This is a genomic window from Vibrio sp. R11-SG3-ISO9 (assembly GCF_059834255.1).
In genome coordinates, this window is the sequence record NZ_JCBDGU010000031.1 from 22,909 (window position 1) to 45,647 (window position 22,739).

Here is a 22,739-nt window from a genome sequence, read left to right on the forward strand (position 1 = left end):
CTAATTATCCTTGCTCTATTTTGCCATGTTCCACATGAAACATCCTGCTATTTTCATCATGCATGTCGGCAATCTGATCAGCGGTAATAGAGCTTACAAAAACTTGTGCCTGGGTCGCCTTTAAACACTCTGCAAGGCGTGCTCGGCGTTGGCTATCTAATTCGGAAGCAAAGTCATCTATTAAGTAGACGCACTGCTTACCTGTCATCTGAGTGAGGTGCTGGCCTTGAGCCACGCGCAGTGCACACACCATCAACTTCAGTTGACCTCGTGACAAGACATCCTCCACTGGAGTGCCGTTCACTTTTATCTTTAGATCCGCTTTGTTTGGTCCACTAAAGGTGTAACCAAGCTGCTGATCTCTTTCAAAATTCTTCTCTAGTATCTCGGCATAGGGCGTATCTTTGTCCCAGCCGCGATAGTAGTTAATCTTTATCTCGAACTCTGGCAAGAAGGTGGCGCAAATCTCTTCTGCGACCTGTTTAAGCTGTTCAACATAGGTTGCTCGCCACTGGCTGATGTTTTCTGCCAATCGCGCCAGTTCCTGATCCCAGTAGCTAAGCTCGCGATAGTGGGTGGCTGTTTTGAGCAGCGCGTTACGTTGCTTATTAAGGCGCTTCACTCGCCCCCATGCATCGTAAAAACCAGATTCGCTGTGAAACACGCCCCAGTCAATAAAGGCACGACGATGTTTCGGCCCATCCGTCAGTAAATCAAACCCTTCTGGGTGAATCAACTGCAAAGGCAAGACTTGTGCTAATTGCGCCAGCTTTTGTCCAGATTGACCGCCTATTTTAACCTCTGTTGTGCCATCGCGCTGCTTATTAATGCCAATAGGCAGCTCAAATTGATCCGAGGTCAAAAAACGGCCGTGAACAAACAGCTCACTACACTCATTTTGGATGATGCGACCAGTTAAGGAGCTCTTGAAAGAGCGGCCATGCCCGAGCAGGTAAATCGCTTCGAGGACACTGGTTTTACCGCTGCCGTTCGCCCCTATAAGAAAGTTAAAGCCTGATGACGGTTGAATGTCACAGGCTTCAATATTTCTAAACTGCTTAACGATCAGACGAGAGATTGGCATAACGTCATCATATTAATCATTAACGACGGCACCATCTCTATAGACGGATTGGCATAACAACGTACATCGCGCTGTCATCTTGTGCGTTCTCAATCAATGCACTGGCGTTGGCATCTGACATAGAAACACGAACCTGTTCACAGCGTAGCGTGTTCAATACATCCAGAACATAGCTTACGTTGAAGCCGATCTCTAGCGCGTCACCTTCGTAGTTCACGTCTAGCATCTCTTCCGCTTCTTCTTGCTCTGGGTTGTTCGCCGTAATACGCATTTCGCTATCCGCAAGATTCACACGCACGCCACGGAATTTTTCATTCGACAAAATCGCAGCACGAGAGAAAGCAGAGCGCAGTTCATCACAGCTAGTTTCTAGCGTTTTGGTGGTATTTTGCGGCATTACGCGGCGATAATCAGGGAAACGACCATCAACAAGCTTAGAAGTGAAGACATAGTTGTTCACCTCAGCGCGCACGTTTGAACTACCAATTTGCAGCGTTACCGGCTGCTCTGGTGCATCTAATAGCTTAACGAGCTCTTGAACACCCTTACGAGGCACGATGATCTGCTTCTGTGCGAAATCAGCACCAAGCTGAGCTTGAGATACCGCCATACGGTGACCGTCGGTCGCAACGCTACGTAGTGTTGAGCCTTCAATCTCAAACAACATACCGTTGAGGTAGTAACGAACGTCTTGGTTCGCCATTGAGAATTGTGTCTTCTCGATCAGACCACGCAGTTCTGCTTGTGTCACAGACACCTCAACTTCGCTGCTCCAGTCTTCAATATTTGGGAAATCAGCCGCCGGTAGCGTTGCTAAAGAGAAACGGCTGCGGCCAGAGCGTACTTGAACACGGTCGCCGTCGAGAACCACAGTGATCACTGAGCTATCTGGTAAACCGCGACAGATATCAAGGAACTTACGAGAAGGTACCGTGATGCTGCCCGCTTCAAACTCACCTTCTAGTGTCACGCGACTCACCAACTCCACTTCTAGATCGGTGGCGGTCATTGATAATACGTTATCTTCAACCTTAATCAGTAGGTTACCTAGGATTGGTAGGGTTGGTCGACCACCCAGTGCGCCAGAGACTTGTTGTAACGGCTTAATCAGGTGACTGCGTTCAATGGTAAATTTCATAGCTTGCTCTTAAGGTATCAAGGGCGGCTCGTTATCCAACGAGCGGCCGATATTCTGTTATCTCTGGTTAAGAATACTGTGTATTAAGAAGAAAGGGTACGGATCAGGTTAGAATAGTCTTCTTTAATGTCGTGGCTCTCTTCACGAAGCTGAGCAATTTTACGACACGCGTGCAGAACCGTAGTATGGTCACGACCACCAAATGCATCACCAATCTCAGGTAGGCTGTGATTGGTTAGCTCTTTTGCCAGTGCCATCGCCAATTGACGTGGGCGCGCCACTGAGCGAGAACGACGCTTAGACAGTAAGTCCGCTACTTTAATCTTGTAGTACTCCGCCACTGTCTTCTGAATATTATCGATAGTAACCAGCTTCTCTTGCAGTGCCAGTAGGTCACGCAGTGCTTCACGTACGAAATCGATGGTGATTGGACGACCAGTAAAGTTTGCGTTGGCAATGACACGGTTCAATGCACCTTCAAGCTCACGAACGTTTGAGCGTAGTCGCTTAGCGATAAAGAATGCCACTTCATCAGCCAAGTGAATCTGGTGGTCTTCTGCTTTCTTCATCAAGATCGCAACACGCGTCTCTAGTTCAGGCGGCTCGATCGCAACCGTTAGGCCCCAACCGAAACGAGATTTAAGACGATCCTCTACCCCGTTGATCTCTTTTGGATAACGATCAGAAGTTAGAATGATCTGTTGATTGCCTTCCAGTAGCGCATTAAAAGTATGGAAGAACTCTTCTTGAGAACGCTCTTTATTGGCAAAGAATTGGATGTCATCGATAAGCAGTGCATCAACACTACGGTAGTAGCGTTTGAACTCTTCAATCGCGTTGTTCTGTAGGGCTTTAACCATATCCTGAACAAAACGCTCAGAGTGCATGTACACCACTTTAGCGTTCGGCTTACCATCAACAATCGCATTACCTACCGCGTGCAATAGGTGAGTTTTACCTAGGCCGGTACCGCCATATAGAAATAGAGGGTTGTACGCTGCACCTGGGTTATCCGCCACTTGGCGTGCTGCTGCTAGACCAAGTTGGTTCGACTTACCCTCAACGAAGTTGTTGAACTTGTGTTTAGGGTTCACGTTTGAACGGTGGTTGAGGTCGACCTCTGCTGCAGGCTCTTCATCATCCCATGTCTTGTGAACAGGTTTACGAGCTTGCAGCTGTGCCGGAGCCGAAGATTCAGCGGCAACATCAGCGGCTGTGCGTGCTGGCTTAGGAGCTGCAGGCTTAGGCGCCGATACCGGTTTACTTCCCACTTCAAAATGAAGATGGGGGATATCGTTACCGCAATACTCTTGCAGTAGACGGTTAATGCTATTTAGGTACTTATCACGCACCCAATCCAACACGAAGCGGTTCGGTGCAAATAGAGTAAGAGTATTGTCATTGAGCTCCGCTTGTAACGGACGAACCCACATACTGAATTCTGTAGCTGGTAGCTCTTCTTGAAGCTGTTGCAAACATTGCAACCAAAGCGAAGATGACACGGTGCCCCCACTCTATTTAAGTTATTTGAAATGAAGGGCAATTTTACCTGTTGATAAATCAGATCGCCAGCAATTGATCGCGGTTCCAGTGAATAAGATCCAAGTTATTCACAATAATTTTAGCCAAAATGTCTGGATCCACACAAATTGCCCCAAATTTACTCACATAATGATCCACTTATGCCCGGATCCTGTCTAGTTATCCCCAAAATTAGAATTCAATCTGGTTATGGTTAATAACATCTGGTTATTTATTCTATTGACTGTTTTCCCAGTAACATCTCACCCCATAATGATAAGGAGTTACCAAATGAAAAACTGGGTTAAAGCTGCAATTGCGGCTATCGCACTATCTGCTGCTACTGTTCAAGCTGCCACTGAAGTTAAAGTAGGCATGTCTGGCCGTTATTTCCCGTTCACGTTTGTGAAGCAAGATAAGCTACAAGGCTTTGAAGTGGATCTGTGGGATGAAATTGGTAAACGTAATGACTACAAAGTGGAGTACGTAACAGCGAACTTCTCTGGTCTATTCGGTCTTCTTGAAACAGGTCGTATCGATACGATCTCAAACCAAATCACAATGACAGACGCACGTAAGGCAAAATACCTATTTGCTGACCCGTACGTGGTTGATGGCGCACAGATTACTGTACGTAAAGGTAACGACAGCATTAAAGGCATTGAAGACCTAGATGGTAAAACCGTTGCGGTTAACCTAGGCTCAAACTTTGAACAGCTGCTACGTAACTACGACAAAGACGGCAAAATCAACGTAAAAACTTACGACACAGGTATTGAGCACGATGTAGCACTAGGTCGCGCCGATGCTTTTGTTATGGACCGCCTATCAGCTCTTGAGCTAATCAAGAAAACAGGTCTACCGTTGCAACTAGCAGGTCAACCTTTCGAAACTATCGAAAACGCATGGCCATTTGTTGATAACGAAAACGGTAAGAAGCTTCAAGCAGAAGTAAACGAAGCACTTGCAGCAATGCGTGCTGACGGTACGCTAGAGAAAATCTCTGAGAAGTGGTTTGGTGCGGACATTACTAAGAAGTAATTACTCACTCTAAACAGCCATAACCCACTGCTTTTCTCTGCAGTGGGTTTTTCTTTTTTTAGTCACTAATAACCACAACACATTACCCAACGCCTGACATAACCAAACGAGATAGATTATGGGATTTGACTTTAATTACATGCTGGAGTTGCTACCGATACTGTTTAAGTATCTAGGCACAACCATGGAGATGGCAATATGGGGCCTATTCTTTGCCCTGATCCTGTCTGTGATACTAGCAAACATTCGTGTGTTCAAAATCCCAGTACTGGATCAACTCAGCCAACTCTATATTAGCTTCTTCCGTGGTACCCCACTGCTGGTACAGCTATTCTTGCTTTACTACGGCTTACCGCAAGTGTTCCCATGGATGGTTGGCTTAGATGCCTTCAGTGCCGCGGTTATTGGTTTAACATTGCACTTCGCCGCCTACATGGCAGAGAGTATTCGTGCCGCGATTATTGGTATCGACCGCAGCCAAATGGAGGCGAGTCTTTCGGTAGGTATGACGACCAGTCAGGCGATGCGCCGTGTGATCCTGCCACAGGCAACACGTGTCGCTCTACCGTCACTGATGAACTACTTCATTGATATGATTAAGTCGACCTCGCTTGCCTTCACCCTTGGTGTGGCTGAGATTATGGCAAAAGCGCAAATGGAGGCCTCTTCAAGCTTCCGTTTCTTCGAAGCGTTCTTAGCCGTAGCACTTATCTACTGGGGTGTGGTGGTGATTTTAACTCGTATTCAACTATGGGCCGAAGCGAAACTGAATAAGGCGTATGCACGATGATCAAATTAGAAAATATCCACAAGCAGTTTGGAGAGACGGAAGTCCTTAAAGGTATCGACCTTGAAATCCAACAAGGTGAGATTATCGTTATCATCGGTTCGAGTGGTACTGGTAAGTCGACCCTATTGCGTTGCGTGAACTTTCTAGAACACGCCGATCAAGGTTCGATTGCGATTGATGACATCAAGGTCGACGTTGAAAATCACACCAAAGCAGAGGTATTAGCGCTGCGTCGTAAGACCGGCTTTGTCTTCCAAAACTACGCACTGTTTGCGCATCAAACTGCCAAGCAAAACATCGCTGAAGGTTTGATCACAGTACGTGGTTGGAGGAAGCAGCAAGCCTATGAAAAAGCACAACAAATACTTGATGACATTGGTCTAGGTGACAAAGCTGATAGCTATCCAGCAGCGCTCTCAGGCGGCCAACAGCAGCGTGTTGGTATTGGCCGAGCCATGGCCCTTCAACCAGAGCTACTTCTGTTCGATGAGCCGACTTCTGCACTCGATCCTGAATGGGTCGGTGAAGTACTTAACCTAATGAAAAAACTGGCAAATCAGCATCAAACCATGCTGGTGGTTACCCATGAAATGCAGTTCGCGAGAGAAGTCGCGGATCGCGTGATCTTCATGGCAGATGGCCACATTGTCGAGCAAGGATCTCCACAGGATATTTTTGGTAATCCACAAGATCCTAAATTAAAAAAATTCCTAAATAAGGTTGGGATCGAGTAAGGATCCTTGAGATTTTAGAGATTCTACGTATAATCCCCCGACCGGAATTTTAGTTAACCCAATCATTGACACTTTTTGTGACAGTGATTACAATTCCGCCTCTTTGTTGAGAGGCGTCGGTTCTCCTTTCTTTATATAAAGAGGGAAACAATACCCACGCCGGGTTTAACAAAAACCTAAAACTACTGATCAGTAAGGTAATTACAATGAAACGCACTTTTCAACCTACAGTTCTAAAGCGTAAGCGTACTCACGGTTTCCGTGCTCGCATGGCTACTAAGAACGGTCGCGCAACAATCAATGCACGTCGTGCAAAAGGCCGTAAGCGTCTTTCTAAGTAATCTTTGATTATTTTGAAAAAGCTAGCCTTCGGTCGGGAGTTACGCTTGTTAACTCCCGAACATTATCAAAATGTCTTCAAGCAAGCTCATCGAGCTGGCTCCCCTCATTTCACCATCATTGCTCGTAAAAACTCTCTTTCAAATCCTCGTCTTGGATTAGCCGTTCCGAAAAAGCAGATTAAAACCGCCGTTGGTCGCAATAAATTTAAGCGCCTATGCCGTGAAAGCTTTCGTAACAATCAACACAAACTTCCTAACAAAGATTTTGTTGTTATTGCTAAAAAGAGCGCGCAAGATTTGAGCAATGAAGAAATGTTCAAATTATTAGACAAATTATGGCTTCGCCTGTCTCGCCCTTCGCGTGGTTAGCGCTAATACCTATCTATTTTTATAGATGGTTCATTAGTCCACTCATTGGCCCTCGCTGCCGATTTACTCCAACCTGCTCTTTATATGCGATAGAAGCGTTGAAAGCTCACGGTTTTGTAAAAGGGTGTTGGTTATCAGGCAAACGTCTATTAAAATGCCATCCTTTGAACGAAGGGGGCTATGACCCCGTTCCACCAGTCCAAAAACAAGACAGAGATAAATAACGATGGATTCTCAACGTAATATCCTGTTAATCGCACTGGCTCTGGTATCTTTCTTACTTTTCCAACAGTGGAACGTAGCGAAGAACCCAGCACCACAAGCGGTTGAGCAGGCACAATCTGGCAGCACTCTACCAGCGCCATCTTATGCAGACGACCTAGATCCAGCTCCGGGTCAAGTTGCTTCGGCAAAAGCGATCACAGTAACCACTGATGTACTGACTCTGTCAATTGATACGGTTGGTGGCGACGTGGTATCGGCAAGCCTTAACGACTACTCTGCTGAATACGATTCAGAAGACAGCTTTGTTCTACTTAAGAACGAACCTGGTCACCAATTCATCGCTCAAAGTGGTCTTGTTGGCCCACAAGGTATCGACCTAAGCAGCACAAACCGCCCAAGCTACACAGTTTCAGCTGACAGCTTCACACTGGCGGATGGTCAAGATGAACTACGCATCCCAATGACCTACCAAGCGAACGGCCTTGATTACACCAAAACATTCATCCTTAAGCGCGGCAGCTACGCGATTGATGTTGAATACGATGTGGTGAACAACTCAGGCAACAACGCAACATTTGGTATGTACGCTCACCTACGTCAAAACGTAATGGATGACGGCGGTAGCCTAACAATGCCAACTTACCGTGGTGGTGCTTACTCTACGGAAGATACGCGTTACAAAAAATACAGCTTCGACGACATGCAAGATCGCAACCTGTCTCTTAACCTAGCGAACGGCCAAGGTTGGGCAGCGATGATCCAACACTACTTTGCGAGTGCATGGATCCCACGCGACGAAGCAGGCAGCAACCTTTACACTCGTGTAATTGGCAACCTTGGCGACATCGGTGTTCGCATGCCAAACAAGACGATTGCAAATGGCGACCAAGCAAACTTCACAGCAACACTATGGGTTGGTCCAAAACTTCAAGACCAAATGGCAGCAACTGCACCAAACCTAGACTTGGTAGTAGATTACGGCTGGCTATGGTTCATTGCTAAACCACTTCATACTCTGCTTTCGTTCATTCAAGGCTTCGTATCGAACTGGGGTGTAGCAATCATCGTCCTAACTTTCATCGTTCGTGGTGCTATGTACCCACTAACGAAAGCTCAGTACACGTCTATGGCGAAAATGCGTATGCTTCAGCCTAAGCTGACTGCAATGCGTGAGCGTATTGGCGATGACCGTCAACGCATGAGCCAAGAAATGATGGAACTGTACAAGAAAGAGAAAGTAAACCCGCTAGGCGGCTGTCTACCTATCCTTCTACAGATGCCTATCTTCATTTCTCTATATTGGGCACTAATGGAGTCTGTTGAACTGCGTCACTCACCGTTCTTCGGTTGGATTACTGACCTTTCAGCACAAGACCCTTACTACATCTTGCCACTTCTAATGGGTGCTTCAATGTTCCTAATTCAGAAGATGAGCCCGACAACAGTAACGGATCCAATGCAGCAGAAGATCATGACCTTCATGCCGGTTATGTTCACATTCTTCTTCCTGTTCTTCCCGTCTGGTCTGGTTCTTTACTGGCTAGTATCGAACATCGTAACTCTGATTCAGCAAACGCTTATCTACAAGCAGCTGGAGAAGAAAGGCTTACACTCTAAGTAAGCGTTACGCAGTCGGTAAGACTAAGAGTTAAAAGAAAGGCGGCCAAAAGGTCGCCTTTTTGTTTTGGGCTGATTACAATTCAGCTAATTGATTAATCGTGAGCGCCCTTTCGACGTTCACTTGCTAGCAGGCACAACTATGACTACAGATACGATTGTTGCTCAAGCGACCGCGCCCGGGCGTGGTGGTGTCGGTATTATCCGCGTTTCAGGCCCACAGGCAGCTCAGGTTGCTCTAGAGGTCACAGGTAAGGTTTTAAAACCTCGCTACGCGGAGTACCTGCCATTCAAATCTCATGATGGTATTGAGTTAGACCAAGGTATTGCCCTTTACTTCCCTAACCCACACTCCTTCACTGGTGAAGATGTTCTTGAGCTTCAAGGCCACGGTGGCCCTGTGGTTATGGACATGTTGATTAAGCGTATCCTAACCATCTCAGGCGTACGTGCAGCACGTCCCGGCGAGTTCTCAGAGCGCGCATTCCTCAATGACAAAATGGATTTAACCCAAGCAGAAGCCATTGCTGACCTGATTGATGCAAGCTCTGAAGAAGCGGCAAAATCGGCGCTCCAGTCACTGCAGGGTGAATTCTCAAAGCGCATAAACACGCTGGTAGAGTCACTGATTCACTTACGTATCTATGTTGAGGCGGCAATTGACTTCCCAGAAGAAGAGATCGACTTCCTAGCCGACGGTAAAGTAAGTGCTGATTTACAGGCTATCATCGACAATTTGGAAGCGGTTCGCCAAGAGGCTAACCAAGGTGCCATCATGCGCGAAGGCATGAAGGTGGTGATTGCTGGCCGTCCTAATGCAGGTAAATCGAGCCTACTCAACGCGCTATCTGGTAAAGAGTCCGCTATCGTGACTGATATTGCTGGTACCACACGTGACGTACTGCGTGAACATATCCACATTGATGGCATGCCACTGCACATCATCGATACTGCAGGCCTGCGTGACGCATCTGATGAAGTCGAGAAAATCGGCATTGAGCGTGCTTGGGAAGAGATTGAACAAGCAGACCGAGTGCTATTTATGGTGGATGGTACAACCACAGACGCGACGGACCCGAAAGATATCTGGCCTGATTTTGTTGATCGCCTACCGGCTAAAATCGGTATGACGGTGATCCGTAATAAAGCCGATCAAACGGGTGAAGAGCTAGGGATCTGTCATGTGAATGACCCAACACTCATTCGTCTATCAGCGAAAACAGGCCAAGGCATTGATTCTCTTTGTAATCATCTAAAAGAATGCATGGGCTTTGCTGGTGGCCATGAGGGCGGCTTCATGGCACGCCGACGCCACCTTGATGCACTGGAACGCGCATCAGAGCACCTGGATATTGGCCAGCAACAACTTGAAGGCTATATGGCAGGTGAAATCTTGGCAGAAGAGCTGCGTATTGCTCAACAGCACCTTAACGAGATTACCGGTGAGTTCAGCTCAGACGACCTACTCGGTCGCATCTTCTCTTCTTTCTGTATTGGTAAATAAAAACTAGGGTGAGCATAGCTCGCCCTTTTTATAAGGAAATATCCATGATCCACATTATTACGGGCAGCACACTCGGTGGGGCTGAGTACGTTGGTGATCACTTAAATGATCTCCTCGAAGAACAAGGTCTGGCAATCACGCTCCACAATCAACCTGAGTATGCATCGATCCCGCAGCAAGATACTTGGTTGATCGTGACATCAACCCATGGTGCAGGTGAATTCCCAGACAATATCAAGCCATTCATTGCCGATCTGACCGAGCAAGCACCTCAACTCGATAAGGTTCGTTTTGCTGTGATTGCGATTGGTGACTCAAGCTACGATACCTTCTGCGCCGCAGGCCAAGCCGCCCATGAGTTATTAACAAATCTTGGCGCACAAGCGATTTCTGACTGTTTTACCATCGATGTATTGGAGACTCCGGTACCCGAAGACGCTGCAGAAGAGTGGTTTAACGATCATAGTGAGCAGTTTTAGAGTTCTATAATCGATAAAAAAGCGGCGAAAGCCGCTTTTTTTGTACCCAAAACCACCAGCTGTGAATAACTTTTACCAATGAAATGGCACTTTTTTCTCATTTATTGCCATTTTTATTGTGGATAAGATAATAGAAATACAGTGATTAACCTATAGTTATCCAAATAACAACTTAAGATCACTTTTTAGGGTGTGCATAAGTGGCCTTTTTGATCCCAGCCAATCCTCATCCTGATCAAAATTAGATCACACCATTTGATCCAAAAAAGATCCATGATCTTGTTGATCATTTTTGAGTTATCCACAGAACCTCTCGATCCTAATAATAGATCCAATAAAAGATCTCTTTAAAGATCTTATCTATATTAATTAAAAATAGCGTTCCTGAAAAATTCCAAAAACGTTTTCTCACGCTATGAAAACAGGTAGAATATCGCTCCTTTTTATCTGTCTAGAAATCGTTTGAATACCTGAGGTCGGTTCATGCTTTATCACGAAAAATTTGACGTCATCGTAGTCGGTGGCGGCCATGCAGGAACGGAAGCCGCACTCGCATCTGCGCGTACTGGTCAAAGTACGTTACTCCTTACTCACAATATCGATACCCTGGGGCAAATGTCTTGTAACCCAGCGATTGGTGGTATTGGTAAGGGACACTTAGTAAAAGAAGTCGATGCAATGGGTGGATTGATGGCTCAAGCCATTGATCATGCAGGTATTCAATTCCGTACTCTTAATGCCTCTAAGGGACCAGCCGTTCGTGCTACACGCGCTCAAGCTGACCGTGCCCTGTACAAAGCGTACGTTCGCAGCACCCTAGAAAACACACCAAACCTGACTCTGTTCCAACAGTCAGTGGATGATTTGATCGTAGAACAGGATCAAGTCGTCGGTGTTGTGACGCAAATGGGACTGAAATTCCATGCTAAGGCTGTGGTATTAACGGTTGGTACATTCCTAGGCGGTAAGATCCACATCGGTATGGAAAGTTCATCAGGTGGTCGCGCGGGTGATCCACCATCGATCGCATTGGCTCAACGTCTGCGTGATCTTCCTTTCCGTGTTGATCGCCTAAAAACGGGTACTCCACCGCGTATTGATGCTCGTAGTGTCGATTTCTCTGAACTTGAGGTTCAGCACGGTGATAATCCAACACCTGTTTTCTCATTCATGGGTAACCGTGCGCAGCAGCCACGTCAAATCCCGTGTTATATCACGCACACGAACGAATCTACTCATGAAGTGATTCGCAATAACCTAGACCGTAGCCCAATGTATGCGGGCGTGATTGAAGGTATCGGCCCACGTTACTGTCCTTCAATCGAAGATAAGGTGATGCGTTTTGCAGATAAGAACAGCCACCAGATTTTCATCGAGCCGGAAGGCCTAACCACGCACGAGCTATACCCAAATGGTATCTCGACCAGCTTGCCATTCGATGTTCAGGTGCAGATTGTTCGCTCAATGAAAGGCTTCGAAAATGCACACATCGTGCGTCCAGGCTACGCAATTGAGTACGATTTCTTTGACCCACGTGATTTAAAACAGACTTACGAGACTAAGTTTATCAAGGGTCTGTTCTTTGCGGGTCAAATCAACGGTACCACGGGCTACGAAGAAGCAGCAGCGCAAGGCTTAATGGCCGGTTTGAACGCAAGCCTGTTTACTCAAGGCAAAGAAGGTTGGAGCCCACGTCGTGATCAGGCTTACATGGGCGTATTGATTGACGACCTATCAACCATGGGTACTAAAGAACCGTACCGCATGTTTACCTCTCGTGCTGAATACCGTCTGTTACTGCGTGAAGACAACGCCGATATCCGTTTGACGGAGAAATCTCGTGAACTTGGTTTGATTGACGATGCGCGCTGGGCGCGTTTCAACGAGAAAATCGACAACATGGAAAAAGAGCGTCAGCGCCTGAAAGAGACTTGGATTAACCCGAAATCTGAAGACATCGATGCACTTAACCAGATCCTAAAAACGCCAATGTCGCGTGAAGCGAGCGGTGAGGATCTTCTGCGTCGTCCAGAAATGACTTATTCACAACTGACGGCTCTGGATCGTTTTGCTCCAGCTTTAGACGATCAACAAGCTGCAGAACAGGTTGAAATCCAAGTGAAATACGAGGGTTACATTCAGCGTCAGCAAGATGAGATCGAAAAGTCGCTGCGTCACGAAAACACCAAACTGCCTGTTGATCTTGATTACAGCCAAGTAAAAGGTCTATCTAACGAAGTCGTACTGAAATTGTCGACGGCGAAGCCAGAGTCGATTGGTATTGCCTCTCGAATTTCAGGTATTACGCCGGCTGCAATCTCTATCCTACTGGTTTACTTGAAGAAACATGGCCTACTGAAGAAAGGTGAGGAAGCATAATGAGCGCACTACGCGAAAAACTGGATCACCTGATCAGTCAGACCGACCTAGAAGTATCAGATAAACAACGTGGCCAACTGGTTGGTTACGTTGAACTGCTCAATAAATGGAATAAGGCGTATAACCTAACTTCGGTTCGCGACCCGATGGACATGATGGTGAAACATATCTTAGATAGCATCATTGTCAGCACTCACTTACAGGGCAAGCGTTTTATTGATGTCGGTACGGGTCCAGGCCTTCCTGGTATCCCGCTCTCAATTATGAATCCTGATTGTGAGTTTTTCTTGTTGGATAGCCTTGGAAAGCGTATTCGTTTTATCAAGCAAGTCGTACATGAGTTGGGTATCGACAACGTGACACCTGTTCAAAGTCGCGTTGAAGAGTTCCAGCCAGAAGAAAAGTTTGACGCTGTGCTCAGTCGTGCATTTGCATCAATGACAGACATGGTTGAGTGGTGTCATCATTTACCTAAAGAGCAATCCGGTGTATTTTTGGCTCTTAAAGGACAACATCCTAGAGACGAAATGGACCAGTTACCGGACTGGTGTTCAGTAACTGACATCAAAGCTTTGCAAGTTCCAGAGCTTGATGGAGAGCGTCATCTAGTAACGTTATCGCGTCAGGGATAATCAGCGAGGCCATAGTGGGTAGAATTGTAGCAATTGCCAACCAGAAAGGTGGTGTAGGAAAAACAACAACTTGCATTAATTTGGCAGCCTCTATGGCCGCCACTAAGCGCAAAGTTTTGGTTGTCGATCTCGATCCACAGGGTAATGCCACTATGGCAAGCGGTGTCGACAAGTATCAGGTTGAAGCAACTGCTTACGATTTATTGGTTGAAGACACACCTTTTGATGAGGTAGTTTGCCGCAGTACGTCGGGAAACTACGATCTCATCGCAGCCAACGGTGATGTTACCGCGGCTGAAATCAAGTTGATGGAAGTGTTTGCGCGTGAAGTGAGGCTCAAGAATGCCCTCGCGTCAGTTCGCGATAACTATGATTTCATCTTTATTGATTGCCCCCCTTCTCTAAACCTTCTTACAATTAATGCGATGGCTGCGGCGGACTCTGTTTTGGTTCCGATGCAGTGTGAATACTTTGCGTTAGAGGGTTTAACTGCCTTGATGGATACCATCAGTAAACTGGCAGCTGTTGTGAATGAGAATCTGAAGATCGAAGGCTTACTTCGTACTATGTATGATCCTCGCAACCGCTTGTCGAATGAAGTATCTGATCAACTCAAGAAGCATTTTGGTAGCAAGGTCTACCGAACTGTGATCCCTAGAAATGTACGTCTTGCTGAGGCTCCAAGCCATGGCAAACCAGCGATGTACTACGACAAATACTCCGCCGGAGCAAAGGCCTACTTGGCACTCGCTGGCGAGATGTTACGTCGTGAAGAAGTCCCAGTTTAAATCAAACCAAAGGAATTCGCTCAATGTCTAAACGTGGTTTAGGAAAAGGGCTAGATGCATTACTTGCAACTAGCTCAATGGCTCGTGAAAAACAGCAAGTCGCTTCTCATAGTCAGGCTCTCTCTGCTGATGGTGAGTTAACCGAACTTGCGATTGGCAGCTTGAAGCCAGGTGTCTATCAGCCACGTAAAGACATGGCGCCAGACGCGCTTGAAGAGTTAGCGGCATCGATTCAATCTCAAGGTATCATCCAGCCGATCGTTGTGCGTCCACTGTCGCAAGATCATTATGAGATCATTGCTGGTGAGCGTCGTTGGCGTGCAGCTCGCCAAGCAGGCCTAAAGCAGGTGCCATGTTTGGTGAAAAAGGTTGAAGATCGCGCGGCAATCGCGATGGCTCTGATTGAGAACATTCAGCGTGAAGACTTGAATGTCATCGAAGAGGCGCAAGCGCTAGAACGTCTACAGAACGAGTTTGAGCTGACACACCAGAAGGTGGCAGAGGTGATTGGTAAGTCACGCACTACAGTGAGTAACCTTCTACGCCTCAATCAGCTAGCAGCACCAGTGAAAGAGTTGGTGGTGACTAAGCAGCTTGAAATGGGTCATGCTCGTGCATTGTTGGCGCTCGAAGGTGAGCAACAAGTCGAGGCAGCGAACACCGCTGCACGCAAGCAATTGACGGTTCGCCAGACCGAGCAACTTGTCAAAAAGTGCCTAAAACCAGAGGTTGAAGCGGAAACTCAGCCGCAAGACCAAGAAGCCATCGAACTTTCACGAAGACTAACGGAAAAATTGCAAGCAAACGTTACAATTGTCCGAACTGGTACAGGAAAGTCAAAAGTGACGATTACACTTGATGAGCCTCACAAATTAGAGCAACTTATTGCCAAGCTAGAGGACTAAATGAGATAATTGACTTAGGTCAATAATGTAATAAACAATAATTTTCGTACGAAAGTTGTCGGTTTGTATACAAAAATGTAAATGATTGCTGCGTTTTTATTGCAATCAGTTTGGCTGAACGTATAATTTTCGCCAATTTCTCAGCACGCTTTTAAGCGGTGGTAAGTGGGCTTAAAAGAGGAACGAATACATGGTAGCGGCGTTAGCAAGACCAGGACGAGTGCTTGCAAAGCAAATGTTATTGATCGAGCTTAGCGCGGTTATATTAGTGGCGGTGGGGTTAGGTTTAGCTGTTAATCCTGATTGGGGTTTTGCTTCACTGGTGGGTGGCGGTATTTTTGTCATTGCCAATGTGGTGTTTTGTGTGTGTGCTTTTCTCTTTTGTGGGGCGCGTGCGACAAAACTGGTTGCAGCGTCGTTCTATGCAGGCGAAGCATTAAAAATCTTAATCACAGTTTTACTATTCTCTATTGTCTACATGTATATGCAGGTGGAATTAATTCCCCTCAAACTGACCTATTTACTGGCTCTCGGTATTAATATCTTTGCGCCAGTGCTTTTCATTAACAATAAGAAATAGGACGAGTTATGGCTGCGGCAACAGCATCCGGATACATTGAACACCACTTACAGAACCTGTCTTTAGCCAAGCTAGGTTTTGTAGAGGAGACAAGTTTCTGGAACGTACATATAGACAGTCTGTTCTTCTCTGTACTAACTGGTGCGTTATTCCTTTGGGTATTTCGCTCAGTAGCAAAGCAAGCAACAGCAGGTGTACCTGGTAAGCTTCAGTGTTTTGTCGAAATGGTAGTGGAATTCGTTGGTGACAACGTTAAAGAAACTTTCCATGGTCGCAACCCGCTGATCGCTCCACTAGCACTGACTATATTCTGCTGGATTATCTTAATGAACTTGATGGACCTAGTGCCTATTGATTTCTTACCATATCCTGCAGAGCATTGGCTAGGTATCCCTTACCTGAAAGTGGTTCCTACAGCTGATGTTAACATCACCATGGCAATGGCTTTGGGCGTTTTCGCTCTGATGATCTACTACAGCATCAAAGTGAAAGGGCTTGGCGGGTTTGCTAAAGAATTGGCATTACACCCATTCAATCACCCAATTATGATTCCATTCAACTTGGTACTTGAGGTAATTTCGTTACTAGCGAAGCCACTATCTCTAGGTATGCGTTTGTTTGGTAACATGTTTGCGGGTGAGGTTGTATTCATTCTTATCGCAGCGATGCTACCGTGGTACTTACAATGGGTAGGTGCTCTACCTTGGGCTATCTTCCACATCTTGGTTATTTTGATTCAAGCATTTGTTTTCATGATGTTGACAATTGTTTACCTATCAATGGCCCACGAAGATAGTGATCACTAAAAAAAATTTTTAAGCTTTATTCTAACTATTAATGTTAATCGGAGAACGTAAATGGAAACTGTACTAAGTTTTTCAGCAATTGCTGTTGCTATTATTGTTGGTCTTTGTGCCGTAGGTACTGCAATTGGTTTTGCAATTCTTGGTGGTAAATTCCTAGAAGGTGCTGCACGTCAACCTGAAATGGCTCCTATGCTTCAAGTTAAGATGTTCATCATCGCAGGTCTACTGGATGCGGTTCCAATGATCGGTATCGTAATCGCACTTCTATTCACTTTCGCAAACCCATTCGTTGGTCAACTAGGTTAATCACTTTTAACTTCAGACAAACTCAGGTTTGTCATTGATTAACACTAAGTCCGAATAGAGGGGTAGCTGTTGTGAATATGAACGCAACTCTGCTAGGTCAAGCGATTGCTTTTTCTATGTTTGTTTGGTTCTGCATGAAATATGTATGGCCACCAATCATGCAAGCAATTGAAGAGCGTCAGAAGAAAATTGCTGACGGTCTACAAGCAGCTGAACGTGCTGCTAAAGATTTGAACCTGGCACAAGCCAACGCTTCTGAACAACTGAAAGAAGCGAAGCGCACTGCAACTGAGGTTATTGATCAGGCAAATAAGCGTAAAGCACAAATTCTAGATGAAGCTCGTGAAGAAGCTCAGGCAGAACGCCAGAAGATTCTTGCTCAAGCAGAAGCTGAACTTGAAGCTGAACGTAAACGTGCACGTGATGACCTGCGCAAACAAGTCGCAACTCTGGCAATTGCTGGTGCTGAGAAAATCCTTGAACGTACTATCGACCAAGAAGTACACAAAGATGTTCTTGACAACATTACTGCAAAACTTTAATGCAAGGGGCTGAATATGTCTGATTTGACTACAATCGCACGCCCCTATGCTAAAGCAGCCTTTGACTTTGCGGTTGAGAAGGGCGAGCTAGACCAATGGGGTCAAATGCTTACTTTCGCAGCCGAGGTCGCACAAAACGATGATATTGTTAGCCTACTGAACAGTTCAACAACTGCCAGCAAGCTAGCTGAAATTTTCATTGTAATCTGCGGCGAACAATTTGATGCACATGGCCAAAACTTTATCAAAGTGATGGCAGAGAATGGCCGACTTAAGGCTCTTCCAGATGTATGTCACGAGTTTTTCGCTCTGAAAAAAGAGCACGAGAAAGAGATCGACGTTGAAGTAACTTCAGCAGTAGAACTTTCTAAAGAACAACTGGCAGATATCAGCAGCAAATTGGAACAGCGCCTAGAGCGCAAAGTTCAGCTGAATTGCAGTATAGATGAGACTCTACTTAGTGGAGTTATTATTCGAGCCGGAGACCTAGTCATCGATAACTCAGCTCGTGGTCGTCTAGACCGCCTGAGCGATGCATTGCAGTCTTAATGGGGATTGGAGCATGCAACTTAATTCCACGGAAATTAGCGATCTAATTAAACAACGTATCGAATCTTTCGACGTTGTTAGTGAAGCTCGCAACGAGGGTACTATCGTATCGGTAAGCGATGGTATTCTTAGCATTCACGGCCTAACGGACGTGATGCAAGGTGAAATGATTGAACTACCGGGTGGCCGCTACGCACTAGCACTTAACTTGAACCGTGATTCGGTTGGTGCTGTTGTAATGGGCCCATATGCTGACCTTCAGGAAGGCATGAAAGTTACAGGTACTGGCCGCATTCTTGAAGTGCCAGTAGGTCCAGAACTACTTGGTCGTGTTGTAAACACACTAGGTGAGCCAATTGATGGTAAAGGTCCTATCGAAGCGAAACTGACTTCGCCTGTAGAAGTAATTGCACCAGGTGTAATCGACCGTAAATCGGTAGACCAACCTGTACAAACTGGTTACAAGTCTGTTGACTCAATGATCCCAATCGGTCGTGGTCAGCGTGAGCTAGTAATCGGTGACCGTCAGACTGGTAAAACAGCGATGGCGATCGATGCGATTATCAACCAAAAAGATTCTGGTATTTTCTCTATCTACGTAGCAATCGGTCAGAAAGCATCGACTATCGCTAACGTAGTTCGCAAACTAGAAGAGCACGGCGCGCTAGAAAACACTATCGTTGTTGTTGCATCTGCTTCTGAATCTGCAGCGCTACAATACCTAGCGCCATACGCAGGTTGTGCGATGGGTGAATACTTCCGTGATCGCGGTGAAGACGCACTGATTGTTTATGATGATCTATCTAAGCAAGCGGTAGCTTACCGTCAGATCTCGCTACTACTTAAGCGTCCACCAGGCCGTGAAGCATTCCCGGGTGATGTATTCTACCTTCACTCTCGTCTACTAGAGCGTGCAGCTCGTGTAAGCGAAGAGTACGTAGAAAAGTTCACTAACGGTGAAGTGAAAGGTAAGACAGGTTCTCTAACTGCTCTTCCTATCATCGAAACACAAGCTGGTGACGTATCTGCATTCGTACCGACGAACGTAATCTCGATTACCGATGGTCAGATCTTCCTACAAACTGAGCTATTCAACGCGGGCGTACGTCCAGCTGTTGACCCAGGTATCTCAGTATCTCGTGTAGGTGGTTCAGCGCAGACTAAAATCATCAAGAAGCTATCTGGCGGTATCCGTACAGCTCTAGCACAGTACCGTGAACTTGCGGCATTCGCACAGTTCTCGTCTGACCTTGATGAAGCGACTAAGAAGCAGCTAGACCACGGTCAAAAAGTTACAGAACTAATGAAGCAGAAGCAGTACGCTCCAATGTCTGTATTTGACCAAGCACTAGTAATCTTCGCTGCAGAGCGTGGTTACCTTCAAGACGTAGAGCTTTCTAAGCTTCTAGACTTTGAAGCTGCTTTACTATCGTATGCTCGCAGTCACTATGCCGATCTTGCAACGCAGATCGACAAAACGGGTGTTTACAACAATGATATCGAAGCTGAGCTGAAGAAGCTTGCTGACGATTTCAAAGCAACCCAGACCTGGTAATTGGTGGGTGGCCTTAGGGTCACCTCATACCATTAACGGAGAGTAACGATGGCCGGCGCAAAAGAGATACGTAATAAAATCGGTAGTGTTAAAAGCACACAGAAGATTACGAAAGCAATGGAAATGGTAGCAGCTTCAAAAATGCGTCGTTCTCAAGACGCAATGGAAGCTACTCGTCCATATGCAGAAACAATGCGTAAAGTGATCGGTCATTTGGCTAACGGTAGCCTTGAGTATAAGCATCCTTATCTTGAGGAACGTGAAGCCAAACGTGTTGGTTACATCATCGTTTCTACAGACCGTGGTCTATGTGGCGGCTTGAACATAAACTTGTTCAAGAAAGCTATGTTAGACATGAAAGACTGGTCTGAGAAAGGTGCTGACGTTGAACTGGCAATTATCGGTTCAAAAGCAACAGCATTTTTCAACAACAGCGGCGCGAAAGTAGCGGCTCAAGTTTCTGGCCTAGGCGATAGCCCAAGCCTTGAAGACTTGATCGGTTCTGTAAGCGTAATGCTGAAGAAATATGATGAAGGTGAATTGGATCGCCTGTTCGTAGTGTTCAACAAGTTTGAAAACACTATGGTACAAGAACCAACGATCGATCAATTACTTCCTTTGCCTAAATCGGATAGCGAAGACATGCAGCGCAATCATGCTTGGGACTACATTTATGAGCCTGAGCCAAAACCACTACTAGATGCACTATTGGTTCGTTACGTCGAATCTCAAGTGTACCAAGGTGTGGTAGAGAACCTTGCTTGTGAGCAAGCGGCTCGAATGATTGCTATGAAAGCTGCAACAGACAACGCTAGCGACCTAATTGATGACTTAGAACTTGTGTACAACAAAGCCCGTCAAGCGGCAATCACACAAGAACTTTCTGAGATCGTTTCAGGCGCATCAGCGGTTTAATCGCTTTTTCGGTTAAAGCTTAGGTAAAACTAAATAGTTAGAGGATTAACGATGGCTACAGGTAAGATCGTACAGATCATCGGTGCAGTAGTCGACGTAGAGTTCCCACAGGGTGAAGTACCACGTGTATACGACGCTCTGAACGTTACTGAAGCTAAAGAACGTCTAGTTCTTGAAGTTCAGCAACAACTTGGCGGTGGCGTAGTTCGCGCAATCGTAATGGGTAGCTCTGATGGTTTACGTCGTGGTTTGACAGTAGAAAATACTGGCGCGCCAATCTCAGTACCAGTAGGTACTAAGACCCTAGGTCGTATCATGAACGTTCTAGGTGACGCGATTGATGAGTGTGGTGAAATCGGTGCAGAAGAGCACTACGCAATTCACCGCGAAGCGCCTAGCTACGAAGAGCAGTCTAACGAGACAGCACTTCTAGAAACAGGTGTTAAAGTAATCGACTTGGTTTGTCCATTCGCTAAGGGTGGTAAAATCGGTCTATTCGGTGGTGCAGGTGTAGGTAAGACCGTTAACATGATGGAACTTATCAACAACATCGCACTTCAGCACTCTGGCCTATCTGTATTTGCAGGTGTAGGTGAGCGTACTCGTGAAGGTAACGATTTCTACTTTGAGATGCAGGAAGCAGGCGTTGTAAACGTTGAAAAACCTGAAGAATCTAAAGTAGCGATGGTTTACGGTCAGATGAACGAGCCACCAGGTAACCGTCTACGTGTTGCACTGACTGGTCTAACAATGGCAGAGCGTTTCCGTGACGAAGGTCGTGACGTTCTACTATTCGTAGATAACATCTACCGTTACACGCTTGCAGGTACTGAGGTATCAGCACTTCTAGGCCGTATGCCTTCTGCGGTAGGTTACCAACCTACACTAGCTGAAGAAATGGGTGTTCTACAAGAGCGTATCACGTCAACTAAGCAAGGCTCTATCACGTCTGTACAGGCGGTATACGTACCTGCGGATGACTTGACTGACCCATCTCCAGCAACAACGTTCGCGCACTTGGATGCAACGGTTGTACTTAACCGTAACATCGCAGCTATGGGTCTATACCCAGCGATCGACCCGCTAGATTCAACTTCACGTCAACTAGATCCACTAGTAGTTGGTCAAGAGCACTACGATATCGCTCAAGGCGTACAACGTACACTTCAGCGTTACAAAGAGCTTAAAGACATCATTGCTATTCTAGGTATGGACGAGCTATCTGAAGAAGATAAGCAAGTTGTATCTCGTGCTCGTAAGATTGAGAAGTTCCTAACTCAGCCTTACCACGTAGCGGAAGTATTTACAGGTGACCCAGGCGTTTACGTACCTCTTAAAGAGACTCTACGTGGCTTCAAAGGTCTACTAGACGGTGAATACGATGACATTCCAGAGCAAGCGTTCATGTACTGCGGTACTATCGACGAAGCTATTGAGAATGCTAAGAAGCTATAAGGCTAACTAGGAGGCGATATGGCAGCAATAACCTTTCACCTAGACGTAGTAAGTGCAGAGAAAAAGCTTTTCTCTGGTCTTGTTGAGACGTTTCAGGTGACCGGTAGCGAAGGTGAACTTGGTATTTTCCATGGTCACACACCGCTGCTGACCGCTATCAAGCCTGGTATGGTGCGTATTGTTAAGCAGCACGGCCACGAAGAAATCATTTATGTTTCTGGTGGTATGGTAGAAGTTCAACCTGGTACAGCGACTGTACTGGCTGATACAGCTATCCGTGGTGAAGAGCTAGACGCAGCAAAGGCGGAAGAAGCTAAGCGCAAGGCTGTGGAGAATATCCAAAATCAGCATGGCGACATGGACTTCGCACAAGCGGCCGGTGAACTGGCTAAAGCCATTGCTCAGTTACGAGTTATCGAACTGACAAAACAGCGTCGTTAATTTTATAGAAATTATCGATACTGAGATAAAGGCGACCTAAGGG

General features: G+C 46.1%; 25 protein-coding genes. 22 read left to right on the forward strand and 3 right to left on the reverse strand.

The annotated features are described in order from the left end of the window. Positions 1–4: 4 nt before the first annotated feature. The 3 genes from recF to dnaA all read right to left on the reverse strand — a co-directional run bounded on the left by recF (position 5) and on the right by dnaA (position 3,724). A complete protein-coding gene (gene recF, locus AC6R05_RS09875; protein WP_500647255.1) occupies positions 5–1,084 on the reverse strand; it encodes a DNA replication/repair protein RecF in 1,080 nt (359 codons plus the stop codon). 37 nt (positions 1,085–1,121) lie between these two features. Beyond that, positions 1,122–2,222: a DNA polymerase III subunit beta gene (gene dnaN, locus AC6R05_RS09880; RefSeq protein ID WP_150870609.1), complete on the reverse strand. Its 1,101-nt coding sequence runs from the start codon at positions 2,220–2,222 to the stop codon at positions 1,122–1,124. Positions 2,223–2,305: 83 nt separating this feature from the next. Continuing rightward, positions 2,306–3,724, reverse strand: coding sequence for a chromosomal replication initiator protein DnaA (gene dnaA / locus AC6R05_RS09885; protein WP_032548623.1), 1,419 nt, complete (start codon positions 3,722–3,724; stop codon positions 2,306–2,308). A gap of 310 nt (positions 3,725–4,034) precedes the next feature. Between dnaA and AC6R05_RS09890 the strand changes: the two genes are divergently transcribed. The 22 genes from AC6R05_RS09890 (at position 4,035) to AC6R05_RS09995 (ending at position 22,696) form a co-directional block, all read left to right on the forward strand. Next, a complete protein-coding gene (locus tag AC6R05_RS09890) occupies positions 4,035–4,784 on the forward strand; it encodes an amino acid ABC transporter substrate-binding protein (RefSeq protein WP_032548624.1) in 750 nt (249 codons plus the stop codon). 118 nt (positions 4,785–4,902) lie between these two features. Continuing rightward, positions 4,903–5,574, forward strand: a complete 672-nt coding sequence (locus tag AC6R05_RS09895; protein ID WP_032548625.1) for an amino acid ABC transporter permease — start codon at positions 4,903–4,905, stop codon at positions 5,572–5,574. Beyond that, positions 5,571–6,308, forward strand: a complete 738-nt coding sequence (locus AC6R05_RS09900) for an amino acid ABC transporter ATP-binding protein (RefSeq protein ID WP_500647256.1) — start codon at positions 5,571–5,573, stop codon at positions 6,306–6,308. Before AC6R05_RS09895 ends, AC6R05_RS09900 begins: the two co-directional genes overlap by 4 nt. Positions 6,309–6,514: 206 nt before the next feature. After that, complete coding sequence (gene rpmH, locus AC6R05_RS09905) at positions 6,515–6,649, forward strand: 50S ribosomal protein L34 (protein WP_004735800.1); 135 nt, start codon at positions 6,515–6,517, stop codon at positions 6,647–6,649. A gap of 45 nt (positions 6,650–6,694) precedes the next feature. After that, complete coding sequence (gene rnpA, locus AC6R05_RS09910) at positions 6,695–7,018, forward strand: ribonuclease P protein component (protein WP_032548627.1); 324 nt, start codon at positions 6,695–6,697, stop codon at positions 7,016–7,018. Beyond that, on the forward strand, positions 6,985–7,242 hold the full coding sequence (gene yidD, locus AC6R05_RS09915; RefSeq protein WP_084181753.1) for a membrane protein insertion efficiency factor YidD: 258 nt from the start codon (positions 6,985–6,987) through the stop codon (positions 7,240–7,242). The genes rnpA and yidD overlap by 34 nt, the downstream gene beginning before the upstream one ends. 2 nt (positions 7,243–7,244) lie before the next feature. Further along, positions 7,245–8,864 (forward strand): membrane protein insertase YidC, encoded by a 1,620-nt coding sequence (yidC, locus tag AC6R05_RS09920; RefSeq protein WP_500647257.1) that lies wholly within the window; start codon positions 7,245–7,247, stop codon positions 8,862–8,864. A 138-nt stretch (positions 8,865–9,002) separates the two neighbouring features. Next, positions 9,003–10,364, forward strand: a complete 1,362-nt coding sequence (gene mnmE / locus AC6R05_RS09925; protein ID WP_500647258.1) for a tRNA uridine-5-carboxymethylaminomethyl(34) synthesis GTPase MnmE — start codon at positions 9,003–9,005, stop codon at positions 10,362–10,364. A 44-nt stretch (positions 10,365–10,408) separates the two neighbouring features. Beyond that, complete coding sequence (gene mioC / locus AC6R05_RS09930; protein WP_285407600.1) at positions 10,409–10,843, forward strand: FMN-binding protein MioC; 435 nt, start codon at positions 10,409–10,411, stop codon at positions 10,841–10,843. Positions 10,844–11,326: 483 nt separating this feature from the next. After that, positions 11,327–13,222 (forward strand): tRNA uridine-5-carboxymethylaminomethyl(34) synthesis enzyme MnmG, encoded by a 1,896-nt coding sequence (gene mnmG / locus AC6R05_RS09935; RefSeq protein WP_331440243.1) that lies wholly within the window; start codon positions 11,327–11,329, stop codon positions 13,220–13,222. Next, on the forward strand, positions 13,222–13,854 hold the full coding sequence (gene rsmG, locus AC6R05_RS09940; protein WP_150870618.1) for a 16S rRNA (guanine(527)-N(7))-methyltransferase RsmG: 633 nt from the start codon (positions 13,222–13,224) through the stop codon (positions 13,852–13,854). Before mnmG ends, rsmG begins: the two co-directional genes overlap by 1 nt. 14 nt (positions 13,855–13,868) lie before the next feature. Further along, a complete protein-coding gene (locus AC6R05_RS09945; protein ID WP_032548633.1) occupies positions 13,869–14,642 on the forward strand; it encodes a ParA family protein in 774 nt (257 codons plus the stop codon). A gap of 23 nt (positions 14,643–14,665) precedes the next feature. Continuing rightward, complete coding sequence (locus AC6R05_RS09950; RefSeq protein ID WP_032548634.1) at positions 14,666–15,547, forward strand: ParB/RepB/Spo0J family partition protein; 882 nt, start codon at positions 14,666–14,668, stop codon at positions 15,545–15,547. A gap of 190 nt (positions 15,548–15,737) precedes the next feature. After that, a complete protein-coding gene (locus AC6R05_RS09955) occupies positions 15,738–16,127 on the forward strand; it encodes a F0F1 ATP synthase subunit I (protein WP_032548635.1) in 390 nt (129 codons plus the stop codon). Between the two features lie 8 nt (positions 16,128–16,135). Beyond that, entirely contained in the window at positions 16,136–16,933 is a 798-nt protein-coding gene (atpB, locus tag AC6R05_RS09960) for a F0F1 ATP synthase subunit A (protein ID WP_032548636.1), read from the forward strand. Between the two features lie 51 nt (positions 16,934–16,984). After that, entirely contained in the window at positions 16,985–17,239 is a 255-nt protein-coding gene (gene atpE / locus AC6R05_RS09965; protein WP_010319963.1) for a F0F1 ATP synthase subunit C, read from the forward strand. Between the two features lie 71 nt (positions 17,240–17,310). Beyond that, positions 17,311–17,781 (forward strand): F0F1 ATP synthase subunit B, encoded by a 471-nt coding sequence (gene atpF, locus AC6R05_RS09970; RefSeq protein WP_032548638.1) that lies wholly within the window; start codon positions 17,311–17,313, stop codon positions 17,779–17,781. A 15-nt stretch (positions 17,782–17,796) separates the two neighbouring features. Next, on the forward strand, positions 17,797–18,330 hold the full coding sequence (atpH, locus tag AC6R05_RS09975) for a F0F1 ATP synthase subunit delta (protein WP_032548639.1): 534 nt from the start codon (positions 17,797–17,799) through the stop codon (positions 18,328–18,330). A gap of 13 nt (positions 18,331–18,343) precedes the next feature. Then, positions 18,344–19,885 carry a F0F1 ATP synthase subunit alpha gene (gene atpA / locus AC6R05_RS09980; protein ID WP_032548640.1) on the forward strand — a complete coding sequence of 514 codons (1,542 nt, stop codon included), beginning with the start codon at positions 18,344–18,346 and terminating at the stop codon, positions 19,883–19,885. A 48-nt stretch (positions 19,886–19,933) separates the two neighbouring features. Beyond that, a complete protein-coding gene (gene atpG, locus AC6R05_RS09985) occupies positions 19,934–20,800 on the forward strand; it encodes a F0F1 ATP synthase subunit gamma (RefSeq protein WP_032548641.1) in 867 nt (288 codons plus the stop codon). Positions 20,801–20,851: 51 nt separating this feature from the next. After that, positions 20,852–22,255, forward strand: a complete 1,404-nt coding sequence (gene atpD, locus AC6R05_RS09990; protein WP_150870625.1) for a F0F1 ATP synthase subunit beta — start codon at positions 20,852–20,854, stop codon at positions 22,253–22,255. Positions 22,256–22,273: 18 nt separating this feature from the next. Continuing rightward, positions 22,274–22,696, forward strand: coding sequence for a F0F1 ATP synthase subunit epsilon (locus AC6R05_RS09995; RefSeq protein ID WP_032548643.1), 423 nt, complete (start codon positions 22,274–22,276; stop codon positions 22,694–22,696). Positions 22,697–22,739 lie beyond the last annotated feature (43 nt).

Bases quoted from the DNA above. Each gene is read 5' to 3' on its own strand.
- yidC (WP_500647257.1), top strand. From the start codon at position 7,245: ATGGATTCTCAACGTAATATCCTGTTAATCGCACTGGCTCTGGTATCT.
- AC6R05_RS09900 (WP_500647256.1), top strand. From the start codon at position 5,571: ATGATCAAATTAGAAAATATCCACAAGCAGTTTGGAGAGACGGAAGTC.
- mnmG (WP_331440243.1), top strand. From the start codon at position 11,327: ATGCTTTATCACGAAAAATTTGACGTCATCGTAGTCGGTGGCGGCCAT.
- AC6R05_RS09955 (WP_032548635.1), top strand. From the start codon at position 15,738: ATGGTAGCGGCGTTAGCAAGACCAGGACGAGTGCTTGCAAAGCAAATG.
- atpE (WP_010319963.1), top strand. From the start codon at position 16,985: ATGGAAACTGTACTAAGTTTTTCAGCAATTGCTGTTGCTATTATTGTT.
- rpmH (WP_004735800.1), top strand. From the start codon at position 6,515: ATGAAACGCACTTTTCAACCTACAGTTCTAAAGCGTAAGCGTACTCAC.
- atpA (WP_032548640.1), top strand. From the start codon at position 18,344: ATGCAACTTAATTCCACGGAAATTAGCGATCTAATTAAACAACGTATC.
- AC6R05_RS09950 (WP_032548634.1), top strand. From the start codon at position 14,666: ATGTCTAAACGTGGTTTAGGAAAAGGGCTAGATGCATTACTTGCAACT.
- dnaN (WP_150870609.1), bottom strand. From the start codon at position 2,222: ATGAAATTTACCATTGAACGCAGTCACCTGATTAAGCCGTTACAACAA.
- AC6R05_RS09895 (WP_032548625.1), top strand. From the start codon at position 4,903: ATGGGATTTGACTTTAATTACATGCTGGAGTTGCTACCGATACTGTTT.
- mioC (WP_285407600.1), top strand. From the start codon at position 10,409: ATGATCCACATTATTACGGGCAGCACACTCGGTGGGGCTGAGTACGTT.
- atpH (WP_032548639.1), top strand. From the start codon at position 17,797: ATGTCTGATTTGACTACAATCGCACGCCCCTATGCTAAAGCAGCCTTT.
- rsmG (WP_150870618.1), top strand. From the start codon at position 13,222: ATGAGCGCACTACGCGAAAAACTGGATCACCTGATCAGTCAGACCGAC.
- yidD (WP_084181753.1), top strand. From the start codon at position 6,985: ATGGCTTCGCCTGTCTCGCCCTTCGCGTGGTTAGCGCTAATACCTATC.
- AC6R05_RS09995 (WP_032548643.1), top strand. From the start codon at position 22,274: ATGGCAGCAATAACCTTTCACCTAGACGTAGTAAGTGCAGAGAAAAAG.
- atpD (WP_150870625.1), top strand. From the start codon at position 20,852: ATGGCTACAGGTAAGATCGTACAGATCATCGGTGCAGTAGTCGACGTA.
- atpG (WP_032548641.1), top strand. From the start codon at position 19,934: ATGGCCGGCGCAAAAGAGATACGTAATAAAATCGGTAGTGTTAAAAGC.
- AC6R05_RS09890 (WP_032548624.1), top strand. From the start codon at position 4,035: ATGAAAAACTGGGTTAAAGCTGCAATTGCGGCTATCGCACTATCTGCT.
- recF (WP_500647255.1), bottom strand. From the start codon at position 1,084: ATGCCAATCTCTCGTCTGATCGTTAAGCAGTTTAGAAATATTGAAGCC.
- mnmE (WP_500647258.1), top strand. From the start codon at position 9,003: ATGACTACAGATACGATTGTTGCTCAAGCGACCGCGCCCGGGCGTGGT.
- atpB (WP_032548636.1), top strand. From the start codon at position 16,136: ATGGCTGCGGCAACAGCATCCGGATACATTGAACACCACTTACAGAAC.